The sequence below is a fragment of the Myxococcus sp. CA039A genome (genome assembly GCF_013336645.1).
Lineage (GTDB): Bacteria > Myxococcota > Myxococcia > Myxococcales > Myxococcaceae > Myxococcus > Myxococcus llanfairpwllgwyngyllgogerychwyrndrobwllllantysiliogogogochensis.
In genome coordinates this window covers 1-13,023 of record NZ_JABUMQ010000106.1, presented here as the reverse complement: position 1 = coordinate 13,023, position 13,023 = coordinate 1, and the positions used below count along the sequence as shown (strand labels likewise).

Genomic DNA, 13,023 nt, shown 5'->3' with positions numbered 1-13,023 from the left:
CCCTACCCTCCGAACGCCGCGAAGCGCTTCACGCCCTGCTTCCAGAGCCCCACCGCGAGCGCGCCCATGCCCAGCACCCACGCCCACTGCCTCGCCAGGAGGCCCAGCGCGGTGGGCAGGTCATGCGCGTTCGTCATCAACTCCACTGGCAGCCCCATCTGGTAGCGGAAGGGCAGCCAGTCGATGACGGTGCGCAGGCCCTCGGGCAGGAACTCCACCGGGTACATGTAACCGGAGCAGACGAAGAAGAGGACCATCCACACCTCCATCATCTTCTGGCTGCTGTCGAGGAAGAGGCTCAGCGCGCCGATGGCCACGTTGGCCAGGAAGGTGATGGCCCAGCCGCCCAGCACCGCGAGGATGAACAGCGCCCACTGCCACGCGTGCTGGGGCACCGCCTTGTCCGCGCCCACCAGGGCGATGCTCAGGAGCACCACGGGCAGGGCCACCACGACGCGCATGGGGAAGCCCGCCACGTTGTCGGACGCGTAGCCCCACAAGGGCGAGATGGGACGCAAGAGGCGCATCGCCAGCGTGCCCTGCTTCACCTCCCAGTTGATGAGCCACGCGGCCCACGCGCTGGTGAGCTGGCGCACCGCGAAGGTGGCCAGGAAGTAGCCCACGAAGTCCGCCTGGCCGAAGTTGCCCACCGGGGCACTCTTGGCCACCGCCATCCACAGCACCATGTTGACCAGCGGCATGGTGGTGGACAGCACCCAGACGAACATCTCCGCCCGGTAGGCCACCGACTCCGCGAAGCTCACGCGCAGCATGGTGGGCAGGGCCCGCAGCAGACCTCGGGCATTCATGCCGTCACCGACTCGGTGGCCTGCAGCCTGCGGGCCTTGTTCTCCGCGAACAGCTCGCTCATGACCTCTTCCAGCGGCGCGTTCTCCACGGTGAGGTCCGTCACCGGCAGCCCGGACAGGGCGCGGGAGATGGTGGCGTTGACCGCGTCCTGCTTCACCTGGAGCACCGCGGTGCCCGCCTCGTGCGTCACCAGCTTGCCCAGGGGCTCCAGGCGCGAGGCGTCAACCTGCTCGGACAGCCGCAGCACCACGCGCTTCTCCGGGCGCACGCGCTGCACCAGCGCCTCCAGGCTTCCGTCGTAGGACAAGAGGCCCTTGTCGATGACGATGACGCGCGGGCAGAGCGCCGCCACGTCGTCCATGTAGTGGCTGGTGAGGATGAGCGTGGCGCCGTACTTCTCGTTGTAGTCCTTGATGAACGTGCGCATGGTGGCCTGCATGGACACGTCCAGGCCGATGGTGGGCTCGTCCAGGAACAGCACGCGGGGCCGGTGGATGAGGGCCGCCGCCAGCTCGCACTTCATCCGCTCGCCCAGGGAAAGCTGGCGCGTCGGCTTGCCGATGAGGTCGCCAATCTCCAGGAGCCCCACCAACTCGTCCAACGTCTGCTTGTATTGCAACGTCGGCACGTCGTAGATGGCGCGGTTGAGCTCGAAGGTCTCCGCCGGAGGCAAGTCCCACAGGAGCTGCTGCTTCTGCCCCATGACGAGCATGATTTTCTTGAGGAACGCCTCCTCGCGCAGGCGCGGCACGTGCCCGTCCACGCGGACCTCGCCCTCGGAGGGGTGCAGGAGGCCGGAGAGGACCTTGAGGGTCGTCGTCTTGCCGGCGCCATTGGGGCCCAGGAAGCCCACGCGCTCTCCCGGACGGATGTCGAAGGAGATGCCGTCCACCGCCTTCACGGAGGTGTAGGTGCGATGGAAGAGCGAGCGGAGGGCCGCCTTGAGGCCTGGCGGGCGCTTGTGGACTTTGTAGTGCTTGCGCAGCCCGTGGACGGAGATCATGTGCGACAAGGGTTTAACGCGGACGCCCCCGGGTGGCGACCGTGGAGTTGAGCAAGTGGCGGGGTGACAACGGGTTGACATGGGCGGCTTCCGGGAGCGGCCCCTCGGTCGAAGGCTTGGCGGGATGAGCAACGGATACAGCAAGGACCTGGAGCGGTGGATGCCGCGGCTCATCGCCGTGTGGCGCGCGTCACGTGGCAAGGGTGACGGGCCGGAGGGGCGGCTGACGCCCCAGGAAGTGAAGGAAGTGGGCGCCGGCGTGCGCCAGCTCTCGCTGGGCCTGACGCGGGAGCGTCAGCTCGCGGGGGCGCGCTACATGGACGACCCGAAGCTTTTGGGCGCCTACCTCCTCTTCTACTGGCCGGTCTCGTATGCGCAGGCCCGGCAGGTGCTGGGGGAGCTGCCGAACCGTCCCCGGCAGGTGCTGGATTTGGGCAGCGGCCCGGGTCCGGTGGCCTTCGCGGCGATGGACGCGGGCGGGAAGGAAGTGACGGCGGCGGACCGCAGCAAGGCCGCGCTGAACCTCGCGCGCGCGCTGGCGACGGAGGCCGGCGAGGCGCTGGCCACCCGGGAGTGGGACCCGACGAAGAAGGCCGCCGTGCTGCCGGAGGGGCAGTACGACCTGATTACGATGGGCCACGTCATCAACGAGCTGTACGGCACGGGGGACAGCGCGACGACGCCTCGGGCGGCGCTGCTCGAGGCGGCGCTGGCGAAGGTGAAGCGCGGCGGCAGCCTGCTGGTGATGGAGCCCGCGCTGCGGGAGACGAGCCGCGGCCTGCTGCACGTGCGCGATGCGATGGTGGCGCGCGGCTATGCCGTACGTGCGCCGTGCATGTACCGGGGTGCGTGTCCGGCGTTGGTGAAGGAGACGGACTGGTGCCATGCGGAGCGGCCCTGGCCGATGCCTCGCGTCGTGGAGGAGCTGGCGCGCGCGGCGAGCCTGCACAAGGAAGCGCTGAAGATGAGCTACCTGCTGCTGGCGCCCAAGGGCGAGGAGTGGCCGGAGCTTCCACCGGGCCGGCTGTTCCGCATCGTCTCCGAGCCGTTGGAGGGCAAGGGACGGCACCGCTACATCGGCTGCGGGCCGGAAGGCCGCGTGGGACTGGCGATGCAGGAGCGTCACCGCACGGAGAAGAACGAGCGGTTCCTCCAGTTGCACCGAGGTGACGTCATCGCGGTGACGGAGACGGAGCCCAAGGGTGACGGCCTGGCGATGAGCGATGCCTCCGAGGTGCGGATGGTGGCGCCCGCGGGCAAGGGCGTGCCACCGCCTCCTCCGAAGGAGGACGCGCCCGTGAACCCGGGAACCAGCCCGAACCCTGGCGCGCCCTCCTGACACGCGGAGAGGTCGCGGGCTCCGACACGGCCCGCGACACAGTGCCCCGCGTGAACTCCGCGTCGCGTGGGCCTCGGCGTGGCCCTCGCGATGCGGCCTCCTAGCGAACCATGAGGTGCGCGGTGGCTCACGCCGGCGAGCGAGGGCCTGTGAGCGCCCAGTGAGGCCCGCTCCACCGGTCCTCGCTTCGCTCAAGCACGGGCTTGCGAGTAGGCCCCCGTGAGCACGTCGCGCATGTGGCGGAAGGACTTCACGCTGTCCTGCGCCGCGCTCACCGCGCCTTGAAGCAGGACGGTGGCCTGGATGCGGACCAACTTGAGGCGACGGGGCGCGGCGTGGTCTTCGTTCTTCCGAGGGGGCGTCATCAGGGAAGCGAGATTCATGGAACGCTCCGGGGTGTGAGGAGACGGGAAGCAGCATCCACCGCTCCCGCAACCTCCACGTCGCGCGCGGGCAACATCGTCGTCACATCGTGTCCAGGGCACGGCCGTGGCGTGCGGCATGTGCCCTGCCCGACAGTCCCCACCCCAGGCAAGAGGACACGCGAACACCTCCGGACGGTGACACACGGTCCGGCCGTCGAGGAAGAACCGGTCTGCTAGCGTGAGGACCTCTCTCGTTGTCCTGGAAGGCGCATGTCCGTTCAGTCCCCGCCGTCGCGGATGCTGTACCCCCCGCTGGAGCCCTATCGCATGGGCCGCTTGCGGGTCTCCTCGCTCCACGAGCTGTACTTCGAGGAGTGTGGCAACCCGAAGGGCAAGCCCGTGGTCTTCGTCCATGGTGGCCCAGGGGGAGGCACGGACGCGAAGCAGCGGCGGTTCTTCGACCCGGCGGCCTATCGCATCGTCCTCTTCGACCAGCGCGGCTGCGGCCGGAGCACTCCGCACGCGAGCCTGGAGGAAAACACCACCTGGGACCTGGTGGCCGACATGGAGCGTCTGCGCGAGCACCTGGGCATCGAGCGCTGGCAGCTCTTTGGCGGCTCCTGGGGCAGCACGCTGTCACTGGCCTACGCGCAGGCCCATCCGGAGCGCGTCACGGAGCTGGTGTTGCGCGGCATCTTCCTCTTGCGCAAACAGGAGCTGGACTGGTTCTACCAGCGCGGCGCCAGCGCCCTGTTCCCCGACGCGTGGGAGCACTACCTGGCTCCCATCCCCCTGGAGGAGCAACGGGACTTGCTGGGCGCGTATCACCGGCGCCTGACGAGCGCGGACGCGGCGACGCGACAGGAGGCCGCGCGGGCCTGGAGCGTGTGGGAGGCGCGAACCAGCTATCTGCATCCGAACCTGGAGCTGGTGGCACGCAACAGCGCGGACGACTTCGCCCTCGCCTTCGCGCGCATCGAGTGCCACTACTTCTTCAACCGTGGGTTCCTGCGCTCGGACACGCAGCTCCTCGATGACGTGCCGCGCATCCGTCATCTCCCCGCGGTCATCGTCCAGGGACGCTACGACGTGGTGTGCCCGCCGGAGAGCGCGTGGGCGCTGCATCAAGCGTGGCCGGAGGCGGAGCTGGTCATCGTTCCGGATGCGGGGCATTCGGCGAACGAGCCGGGCACCACGGCCGCGCTCGTGGAGGCCACGGACCGGTTCCGTCCGCGGTGAGCCAGGGCGTGGTCCTCAGGCTCCCTGGCCTTGTGCGCCTGTCAGCGGGGTGGGCGCCTCGCTCTGTCGCGTTCCCTTCCAGCGCGACAGGGCGAGGATGAACAAGCCCAGCACCACGAGGGTGACGACGGAGGCCTCCAGCCCGTAGCGGCCTCCGGTGAGCCACTCGGGCTGGCCGTGGAAGACAGGCATCCACATCCCCTTGAACTCCTCGCCACTCACGCCGAAGCCCAGCAGGCCCAGCAACCCGTTCCAGCCCAGGTGCACACCCACGGGAAGCGCCAGTCCTCCCGTGCGCAGGTAGCAGAGCCCCAGCATCCATCCGGCCAGGAAGGTGGCGGTCAAAGCCACCGTGCGTGCCCCTCCGTCCATGCCGGGATTGAAGGCATGGGCCAGACTGAAGACGGCCGCGAACACGAGCTGCGTCCACCTGGGACCCATCCCCCGGATGGCGCGCTGGAAGGCATAGCCGTGGAACAGCGTCTCCTCGAACAGGGCCACGCAGAGCATGAACCAGGAGATCTTGAAGATGACGGCGGCTCCGTTGCTCGCGGCTCGCTCCAGATGGAAGCCATCCAGCGCGAAGACGACCGCGCCCACCGCTCCCACCAGCGCCGCGCCGCCCAAGAGCCCGAGCCCGAAGTCACGGGCCGAGCGCCGCGCCGGGAGGATTCCGAGCGAGGACAGGGGCTCACGCTCGAGCCGAAGGCATAGCCAGCTCGAAAGGAGGACGCCGAAGAAGGCGCAGAGCGGCCCCGAGACGATTCGCCGCAGCTCGACAGGCAGCTGCTTCTGGAGGAGGACGAGGCCCAGTATCAGGGCCACGCTCAACGCGACGGAGCCCAGCACCTTCCAGCCATTGCGGAGCCGCCGCTCACTGTTGATGAAGATGGATTTCATGGGTCTGCTTCTCTCGGTCGGAGATGGCTCTTCCGCGCTGCAAGGGGACATCATACCTACGCGCCACGGCGCTTCGATTGCCGTCCCCGCGCACTGGCGATTCGCTCGTCGAAGGACTTCGTTTCGAGGGCTTGGATGGCGCGCTCGAGCACCTCGGAGAGCGGCACGGGAAGCTCAGCATCCAGGCTGGCAGCGGCGCTCGCGGTGGCCTTCCAACACGACTGGAGTCGCGGGAGCAGCGCCCGTCCCGACGGACTGAGGCGAATCCACCGCTGACGCCCATCCACTGGCCCTGGCTCCGAGAGCACGAGCCCGTCCTTCACCATCAACGCCAGCGTCTGCGTGGTGGCGGGCTGGGTGGTGCCGGACGCCTCGGCGAGCTGGCCGATGGTCATCGGCTCGTCTTGCATCAGTGCCCGCACCAGCGGCGTGTAGCGAGGACGGTAGGCGAAGCCCTCTTCCTCGTAGACCCGGCCAACCGCTCCGTCGAGAAGCTCGAGCAGGTGTCGCAATTGCGTTCCAAGACCCCGGTGGTGCGCCCTCTTTCGAACCCCGGTCGGAGTCCTTAAGGTGGGAACGAACGACTGATTGGGAGAACATCCATGTCCGCAGAGAAGGCCGCGCGAAGCTGGGTCGAGGAGAGCGCCCTGCGCGCCGCGGGTGCCGCCGCGATTCCCATCCCGGTGCCGGGTGCGCACACTGCGCTCACGTCCGCCATCGAGGCGTACATGATCTACCACGTGGCGGGCATCTACGGAGAGAAGCTCAGCCTCGGTGAGGCGCTCGGCCTGGTGCCCACGCTGGGCGCGGGCATCGTCGCGCGCAAGGCGGCCAGCAGCATCGTCGGAGAGACGGTGGGATGGATTCCCATCGCGGGCTGGCTGCTCAAGGGCGCCGCCAGCGGTGGCACCGCGTTCGCCATGGGCGTGGCGGCGGTGACGTACTTCGAGAAGAAGTACCCGGGCCGCGATGCGATTCCGTTCGACACCCTGTCCATCAAGGACTGGGTGAAGGCGGCGCTCGCGCAGCTCGGCGTCAAGAAGTAGCCGAGGCGGAAGGTACGGGTCCACGACACGCGGGCGTCCTCGTAGACGCCTTCGGCGTTGGAAACGGCATCTCCTGTTGTTGAGTCTGGTGATGAAGCCTCTCAAGCGGCCTCTGGCAAAGGCAGACAAGGGACTCCATTGGGGCGCGTCTGCCTGAGGCGCCGGCGCCCCCCCGACCGGGGCAAGGCCGGCTCCCGTCACAGTGCTCCCGCGCGCTCCGGCGGCCAGAAGCGCAACCAGGCCTTGCCAGTGACGGAGCGTCGCGGCAGGGGACCCCAGACATGTGAGTCGCTGCTGGCGTTCCGGTTGTCACCCAGGACGAAGAGCCTGTCCTCGGGCACGCGCGCGGGGCCCCACTGGTAGGTGGGCGCCGCCGCGACGTAGGGCTCCTGGAGGAGCCGTCCATCCACGAACACCTGCCCGTCGCGCACCCGCACCTCCTGACCCGGCAGGGCAATCACCCGCTTGATGGCGATGTGCTGGCGCAGGTCACCGGAGCGCACGAGCTCGGGAGGCGGCTCGAAGACGACGACGTCCCCGGCCTGGGGCGGATGGACGCGGTAGGACAGGGTATCCACCACCAGCCGGTCACCCACTGCCAGCGTCGGCTCCATCGAGCCCGAGACGATGAGCCTCGGGTGCACGACGAAGCCGCGAAGGAGCACCGCCAGCAGCACCAGCGCGCCCACCCCGATGACCATCCTCCACGGAATCTTCCACTTTTTGTGTGTGTGAGCAGGCGCGTCCTGGCAATGATTGCTCATTCGTCTGGGCCTACCCTTTCAAGGGCCTCTCGAACTCTATACACTATCGGACGGGACGGGCTTCGGCCCGCCCCATGTCAAACAACCGCACAACACAGGAGGCCGGATGAAGAAGACCTTGAAGATGGGGCTCATCGGATTCGTGCTGGGAGCTGCTGTGGCCGTGGGTTCCGCGACGTTGGGAAGCGAGGAGACGGTCGCCGCTCCGTGCTGCTCGAGCTGTGATGATAATGACCTCCGCTGCTGGCGGATTTGTAGCCCGAGCTGCTGAGCGCCGAGGCCCTGAGGGGCACCTGAAGCGACGACGGGCTGGGGACGGCAAGGTCCCCGGCTCGTTGTCATTGGAAGATGCCCCCCCCGGGACGCATGAGGAAAGTGGCGCTGGAGGTGGGCCCTGCGTACGCATGCCGTGCTGTTGAGTCTGGTGATGCTGGTGACGGGCTGTGCCTCCCAGTCGCCTGCCTCCGGAGCGGGCAGGCCCCTGCGCTATTCGCAGCGGGACGGCCTGGCTGACGACTCCAGTCCGCGCCACTCCGGCACACGGGAACGACGCGACCGCCCTCGCGAGAATGAGGCAGAGGCCATCGCGGACAGCCAGCAGCGAGCCATACAGACTCGGCAAGCAGTCGTGGCGGCGGTGGACAAGGTGAAGGGCTCCACGGAGGAGCTCTCCAGTGCCATCCCCAGGCTCGCGGCTCACACGCGGGGCCTTGGTGGAAACGCCGACCTCTTCACGCGTTACTTCGCCTACGGCTCGACCCAGGTGCCCTGGCTTCGTGGGGCACTGCGAGGAACGGCCACGCTCGTGGAGGTCTCCGAGTCGGTGGACGACCCGGACATGGCGGTGGGCCTGCTCAGGATGGCAGGGCCTCGCCTCCAGGCGGCCATGGCTGGAGTCATGCTGCTGGCGTCCTGGTTCGACTTCCTCCAGCTCGCCGACGCCCTGCTTCAGCAGTGCCCGTTCTACAGCGTGGAACAGTTGCTCACGGACATGGACCGCGTACAAAAGCGGCTGGAGCCGGCGATGACGGCGCTCTCCTCCCTGGATCCAGGACGCGTGGAGGCCACGGCCGCCGCGATGCCCGAGCTGATGGGGAAACTGACCCAGGAGTTCAGCACCATTCGCGAGGGTGCGCGCATGGCAATGGAGCGTACAGGGCAAGTCATCGCGGCGGCGCAGTTCATCGAAATGGTGGCCCTGGTTTCGACGCTGCGCGTGTCACTCCCCCGGCTGCCTCCCTCAGGACCTGTCCTCGTGGGCGCGCACCTCGCTGTGGGTCCAGGTGGAGTGATGGCGGGCTCGCACCTCGTTGTCTCCGCGGAGTGGGTGGAGATGATGCGACGGCTCGTACAGGCAGGAGTCATTTCCATGCCGGTCGCTAGCGCGGCTGTCCGTGTCCACGCTGGACAGGTGCTGATGGCGCAGTCGCACCGGGACTTGCCCAAGGGCGTACACGAGGCCCTGGGTGACAGCCCCGAGGTGCGCGGAATGCACGAGACAGGCAGGGCCGGGGCAGGCATGGCGGAGGCTCCGAAGCACCATGTCCTGCCACGAGAGCATCGTAAATGGTTCGAGCAGCGCGGCTTCACGGGCGCCATGGACATCGACCATTTTTGCGTGAGGCTGGAGCGAGCCCACCACGAGTCGATTCACGGAGGCGGGAACTGGAAGCTGGGGCGCACGTGGCCCGGTGAGTGGAACCAGCGGCTCATGGAGGTACTGCGAGAGGCGGAGGTCGAAGCTGGACGCATGTTGACGCGGAATGAGATCTTGAAAGAAGTCGCAAAGCGTATGCGGGACTACAGAATCCCGATGAGCTTCACCTCTGGGAGAAAACGATGAGCGGCGGAGACGCCTGGCGGGGCAACATCAGGGTACGCCTGTACGAACGAGTCCGCGCATGCGGCTACGACTCGCTCACCGCCTTTGCCGCTGCGCGCCCTGCTGTCCCGCTATACGCGCTGGCCGACGAGCTTGGAGATGACATTGCCGCAGTGCAGGTGTTGAGCGGCTTGCTGAACGAGGCGGAGCAGCACAAGCAAGTCACGCGCTTTGTGCGCGACGTGCTCGTACGCGAGCTGTCCGAACGCTTTCCGAATGGCTGGCCGGACGCATTGGACGACGCAATCCGTGGTGAAATTGCCCTCGCGCTCGGCTCGTGGACTTCCTACTCCCCTGATACGCACAAGGAGCGGGTCAGGCAGGCCAGGGCAGCGCTTCGCGTGTCGCCGCCTCCCCCTGGATGGCGCCCGCTCGGTCCCGACGACGAACTGCTCCGCACGCTCTTGCCCGACGACGAAGCCTGACCCACCCAACGCCCCGGAGCCAAAGGCCCACGCTCACCGCGCGGTGAGCGCGCTCGCCAGCTCCTCGTACAAATGGATGGCGCTGCGGATGGACTTCTCCCAGTCCCCCACGTGCAGGCTCTCGTTCTCCGAGTGGGCGTATGTGTACGGGTCCTCCACGCCGATGAGCAGCGCGGGCACTCCGCCCAGCTCCTTCGCGAAGGGCTCCACGAAGGGAATGGACGCGCCGCAGCCGATGGCCACCGCCTTCGTCCCATAGCCCTTCTCCAGCGCGCGGAAGGCCGCCTGGAACGCCGGATGCGACGGGTCCGTGTACCACCACCCCGAAGCCCCCTCCGTGTGGAAGCTCACCTCCAGCCCCCACGGACACACCTTGCTCAGGTGCTCCTTCAGCCGCCGCTCCACGTCCTGTGCCTCCAGGTCCGGGACGATGCGGATGCCCACGCGCGCCCACGCCGCGTCGCAGATGATGTTGCGCGCGTCCTTGCGAGTGCTCGCCTGGATGGCGTTGATGGCGATGCTCGGCTGCCGCCAGTTCATCTCAAACGGGTGCCGTCCTCCCAACACCTGGACGCCCGGCAACAGCCCCACCTGCTCGCGGAAGGACTCCTCGTTTCCAGGCAGGGACTGGATGCTCTCGCGCTCGCCCGGCGTGAGCGGCTTCACCTGCTCTTGCAGCCCTTCAATCGCGATGGAGCCGTCCGCGTGGGTCAACGTCGCCAGCATCCTGCACAGCGCCATCACCGGGTCCGGCACCGGTCCACCCCACATGCCGGAGTGCACCGCCTGCTTCAACGCGCGCACCTCCACGTCCACCGTGACGAGCCCCCGCAGCGCGGTGGTGATGGACGGCAGCCCCGTGTCGAAGTTCGCCGTGTCCGTCAGGACGATGGCGTCCGCCTTCAACAGCGCCGAGTGCTTCTGCAGGAATGCGGACAGATGCCCGCTGCCAATCTCCTCCTCACCCTCGATGATGACCTTCACGTTGAGCGGCAGCCGACCGGAGCCCTTCAGCCACGCGTCCACCGCCGACGTGTGCACCACGATGCCCGCCTTGTCGTCCGCCGTGCCGCGCCCGTACAGCCGGCCATCGCGCAGTTGTGGCTCGAACGGGGGGCTCTTCCACAGCGACTCGTCGCCCGCTGGCTGCACGTCGTGATGGGCATACAACAGCAACGTGGGTGCCCCTGGAGCCCGCAACACCTCGCCGTAGACGTAGGGGTGGGCGCCCTCGATTTCGAGTAGCTGGATGTTTTCAAACCCACGGTCTCCCAAGAGTCGAGAAGTCGCCTCAGCGCTCTGACGCACCCGGGCGGAGTCGAAGCCAGGAAACGAGACGCTGGGTATGCGCACGAGGGCCATGAGGTCCTCGAGGTAGGCGGTCTTCTGGGACTCGAAGTGAGAGAGAGCCTGGGCGATGGGCATGCTCACCCCTTAACCTAAAAAGGCAGGCAGGCGCTCCAGGTCCTCGCGCGGATGTTGCGCGGTCCAAGTATCATGCGGCGCCATGTCCGACACCCCGACACTGCTGCTCGTCGACGACGACAGCTTCGTGCGCCGCATCCTCAAGGACGTCATCGCCGACACGGGCATCGAGCTGCGGTTGCTCGAAGCCGCGGACGGAGAGGAAGGCCTCGCGGTGGCAGCGCGCGAGCAGCCCGCGGTGATGTTCCTGGACCTCTTCATGCCGAAGAAGAGTGGGCTGGAAGTCCTCGGCGCCATCAAGCAGGTGTCGCCCAACACGCGGGTGCTCGTCATCAGCAGCATGGATGCGGAGCCCGTCGTGGAGCAGGCCATGGCCGCGGGCGCGGTGGGCTTCGTGGGAAAGCCCTTCCATCCGCTGGAAATCGCCTCGGCCGTGCGCCAGGCGCTCGCTCACTGACTTCAGAGGTGTCTGCGTGTCGTCTCCTGCTGTCGGTTACTGGGTAGCGGACAACCTGGGCCGCGTGTTGGGCCCCCTCGCCCTCCAGGCCCTTCGAGAGCTGATCTCCTCCGGGAGGCTGAAGGCCGCCGTGCGCGCCTCCCGCGACGGCACCCAATGGGTGGCCGTCCAGGAGCTGCCCGAGCTGCGTGACTTGTTCGCGGCCACCCGGCCCTCGCCCTCGGTGGAGCAGCAGCAGGCCGAGCGCCTGCGCACCCAGCTCCGGGGTCTTCAGAACCTGCCGCCCCATGAGGTGTTCGGCGCCAAGCCGAACGCGAGCCTGGACGAAGTGCGACTGGCCTTCTTCCGCATGGCCAAGCGCTTCTCGCCCGAGCACCTGTCGCCGGAGACGCATCCGGAGCTGCGCAAGGTGTCGGCGGAGATCTTCGACTTCCTGTCGCGCTGCATGCGCGAGGTGGAGGTGTTGTACGCGCAGGGCGCCTACCAGCAGGCCCGGCCGCTGCCTCCCCGGCTGGACATGGACGGGCCGCTGCCGCCCCCGCCTCCTCCGCCCGTGGCCTCGGTGGCGCCCGCCGTGGTGCCGCCCGTGGCCGCGCGCGTTCCCGCCGTCGCGCCGCCGCCCGTGGCCGTCATCGCGCCGCCCGTCGCGCCACCGCCGCAGCCGGTGATGCCCGCCCGGCCTCCGCCGCCGGTGATGCATGCGACGTCCGCGCCCGTCGCCGCGCGCGCGCCTGTGTCGCCGCCAGTGCAGCGCACGCACACGCTGCCGCCGCCCGCGCCACCGCCGCCCGCGGTGCCGCTGCGCAAGGCCGTCGCCGCGCCCACCTATTCCAGCGCGGAGTTCGTGGGACTGGAGCGCCGCGCGGATGATCGCATCCACGCGGACGTGAAGGTGTCGATGCAGAACACCGGCATCTTCACGGACCACCGCATCATCAACCTCTCCTCCGGCGGCCTCTTCATCGCCACGGACAAGCCGCTGCGGCTGGGCACCCTGGTGGAGCTGACGTTGCGGTTCGATGACCCTTCGCGCGTGATGACGCTGCGAAGCTCCGTCATCTGGGAGAACTCGCTGGAGGACGGCAAGAACCCGCGAGGTTATGGGTTGCGGCTCAGCAGCCTCCGCAAGGAGGAGCGGGAGTTCATCCAGCAGTTCGTGAGCCGCAAGCCTCCGAAGAAGCCCTGAGCGGGTGAGCCCGCTCGGGGTGGCTTGCTACAGCAGCTGACCGAGGAACACGGCCCCGGTCATGACGAAGGCCGCCATCACCGCCATCACCGCCTTGAGCTCCAGGTCATCGCGGCCCATCACGTTCATGAAGTTCATGGTGTCCATCCTTCGTTGTGTCCCCTCCCCCTTTCCTACGGGAC

The 13,023-nt window shown here is 68.1% G+C and carries 14 protein-coding genes; 7 read left to right on the top strand and 7 right to left on the bottom strand.

Annotated elements, in window-relative coordinates:
• Positions 1–2 precede the first annotated feature (2 nt).
• Both HR086_RS19155 and HR086_RS19150 read right to left on the bottom strand, forming a co-directional pair.
• On the bottom strand, positions 3–809 hold the full coding sequence (locus HR086_RS19155; protein WP_141645951.1) for an ABC-2 family transporter protein: 807 nt from the start codon (positions 807–809) through the stop codon (positions 3–5).
• Positions 806–1,813, bottom strand: a complete 1,008-nt coding sequence (locus HR086_RS19150) for an ATP-binding cassette domain-containing protein (RefSeq protein ID WP_174466332.1) — start codon at positions 1,811–1,813, stop codon at positions 806–808. The genes HR086_RS19155 and HR086_RS19150 overlap by 4 nt, the downstream gene beginning before the upstream one ends.
• Positions 1,814–1,937: 124 nt before the next feature.
• On the opposite strand from HR086_RS19150, the gene HR086_RS19145 reads away from it, so the two are divergent.
• Positions 1,938–3,152, top strand: a complete 1,215-nt coding sequence (locus HR086_RS19145) for a small ribosomal subunit Rsm22 family protein (protein WP_141645953.1) — start codon at positions 1,938–1,940, stop codon at positions 3,150–3,152.
• A gap of 191 nt (positions 3,153–3,343) precedes the next feature.
• Here the strand turns inward: HR086_RS19145 and HR086_RS19140 are convergent, their stop codons facing one another.
• Positions 3,344–3,535: a hypothetical protein gene (locus tag HR086_RS19140; protein ID WP_174457583.1), complete on the bottom strand. Its 192-nt coding sequence runs from the start codon at positions 3,533–3,535 to the stop codon at positions 3,344–3,346.
• A gap of 252 nt (positions 3,536–3,787) precedes the next feature.
• Here HR086_RS19140 and pip point away from each other — a divergent pair, with 252 nt between their 5' ends.
• Complete coding sequence (gene pip, locus HR086_RS19135) at positions 3,788–4,756, top strand: prolyl aminopeptidase (protein WP_174466331.1); 969 nt, start codon at positions 3,788–3,790, stop codon at positions 4,754–4,756.
• Positions 4,757–4,771: 15 nt separating this feature from the next.
• On the opposite strand, the gene HR086_RS19130 is transcribed toward pip, so the two are convergent.
• On the bottom strand, positions 4,772–5,656 hold the full coding sequence (locus HR086_RS19130; protein ID WP_174466330.1) for a CPBP family intramembrane glutamic endopeptidase: 885 nt from the start codon (positions 5,654–5,656) through the stop codon (positions 4,772–4,774).
• A 56-nt stretch (positions 5,657–5,712) separates the two neighbouring features.
• Positions 5,713–6,168, bottom strand: a complete 456-nt coding sequence (locus HR086_RS19125) for a MarR family winged helix-turn-helix transcriptional regulator (RefSeq protein WP_174466329.1) — start codon at positions 6,166–6,168, stop codon at positions 5,713–5,715.
• Positions 6,169–6,258: 90 nt separating this feature from the next.
• On the opposite strand from HR086_RS19125, the gene HR086_RS19120 reads away from it, so the two are divergent.
• Positions 6,259–6,702 (top strand): DUF697 domain-containing protein, encoded by a 444-nt coding sequence (locus HR086_RS19120; protein WP_141645958.1) that lies wholly within the window; start codon positions 6,259–6,261, stop codon positions 6,700–6,702.
• Between the two features lie 197 nt (positions 6,703–6,899).
• On the opposite strand, the gene lepB is transcribed toward HR086_RS19120, so the two are convergent.
• The gene (lepB, locus tag HR086_RS19115) at positions 6,900–7,403 is read right to left on the bottom strand and encodes a signal peptidase I (protein WP_174475831.1); all 504 of its coding nucleotides are present in this window, start codon (positions 7,401–7,403) and stop codon (positions 6,900–6,902) included.
• 472 nt (positions 7,404–7,875) lie between these two features.
• Between lepB and HR086_RS19110 the strand changes: the two genes are divergently transcribed.
• Both HR086_RS19110 and HR086_RS19105 read left to right on the top strand, forming a co-directional pair.
• On the top strand, positions 7,876–9,309 hold the full coding sequence (locus HR086_RS19110) for a DUF2380 domain-containing protein (RefSeq protein ID WP_373564326.1): 1,434 nt from the start codon (positions 7,876–7,878) through the stop codon (positions 9,307–9,309).
• The gene (locus tag HR086_RS19105; protein WP_174466327.1) at positions 9,306–9,773 is read left to right on the top strand and encodes an NUDIX hydrolase; all 468 of its coding nucleotides are present in this window, start codon (positions 9,306–9,308) and stop codon (positions 9,771–9,773) included. Before HR086_RS19110 ends, HR086_RS19105 begins: the two co-directional genes overlap by 4 nt.
• Before the next feature lie 33 nt (positions 9,774–9,806).
• Here the strand turns inward: HR086_RS19105 and HR086_RS19100 are convergent, their stop codons facing one another.
• Entirely contained in the window at positions 9,807–11,198 is a 1,392-nt protein-coding gene (locus HR086_RS19100) for a M20/M25/M40 family metallo-hydrolase (RefSeq protein ID WP_174466326.1), read from the bottom strand.
• An 82-nt stretch (positions 11,199–11,280) separates the two neighbouring features.
• Here HR086_RS19100 and HR086_RS19095 point away from each other — a divergent pair, with 82 nt between their 5' ends.
• Positions 11,281–11,655, top strand: coding sequence for a response regulator (locus tag HR086_RS19095; protein WP_141645963.1), 375 nt, complete (start codon positions 11,281–11,283; stop codon positions 11,653–11,655).
• Between the two features lie 16 nt (positions 11,656–11,671).
• Positions 11,672–12,841 (top strand): TIGR02266 family protein, encoded by a 1,170-nt coding sequence (locus tag HR086_RS48565; protein ID WP_174466325.1) that lies wholly within the window; start codon positions 11,672–11,674, stop codon positions 12,839–12,841.
• Positions 12,842–13,023: the final 182 nt, after the last annotated feature.

Bases quoted from the DNA above. Each gene is read 5' to 3' on its own strand.
- HR086_RS19150 (WP_174466332.1), bottom strand. From the start codon at position 1,813: ATGATCTCCGTCCACGGGCTGCGCAAGCACTACAAAGTCCACAAGCGC.
- lepB (WP_174475831.1), bottom strand. From the start codon at position 7,403: ATGGTCATCGGGGTGGGCGCGCTGGTGCTGCTGGCGGTGCTCCTTCGC.
- HR086_RS19130 (WP_174466330.1), bottom strand. From the start codon at position 5,656: ATGAAATCCATCTTCATCAACAGTGAGCGGCGGCTCCGCAATGGCTGG.
- HR086_RS19095 (WP_141645963.1), top strand. From the start codon at position 11,281: ATGTCCGACACCCCGACACTGCTGCTCGTCGACGACGACAGCTTCGTG.
- HR086_RS19100 (WP_174466326.1), bottom strand. From the start codon at position 11,198: ATGCCCATCGCCCAGGCTCTCTCTCACTTCGAGTCCCAGAAGACCGCC.
- HR086_RS19140 (WP_174457583.1), bottom strand. From the start codon at position 3,535: ATGAATCTCGCTTCCCTGATGACGCCCCCTCGGAAGAACGAAGACCAC.
- HR086_RS19145 (WP_141645953.1), top strand. From the start codon at position 1,938: ATGAGCAACGGATACAGCAAGGACCTGGAGCGGTGGATGCCGCGGCTC.
- pip (WP_174466331.1), top strand. From the start codon at position 3,788: ATGTCCGTTCAGTCCCCGCCGTCGCGGATGCTGTACCCCCCGCTGGAG.
- HR086_RS19105 (WP_174466327.1), top strand. From the start codon at position 9,306: ATGAGCGGCGGAGACGCCTGGCGGGGCAACATCAGGGTACGCCTGTAC.
- HR086_RS19120 (WP_141645958.1), top strand. From the start codon at position 6,259: ATGTCCGCAGAGAAGGCCGCGCGAAGCTGGGTCGAGGAGAGCGCCCTG.
- HR086_RS19155 (WP_141645951.1), bottom strand. From the start codon at position 809: ATGAATGCCCGAGGTCTGCTGCGGGCCCTGCCCACCATGCTGCGCGTG.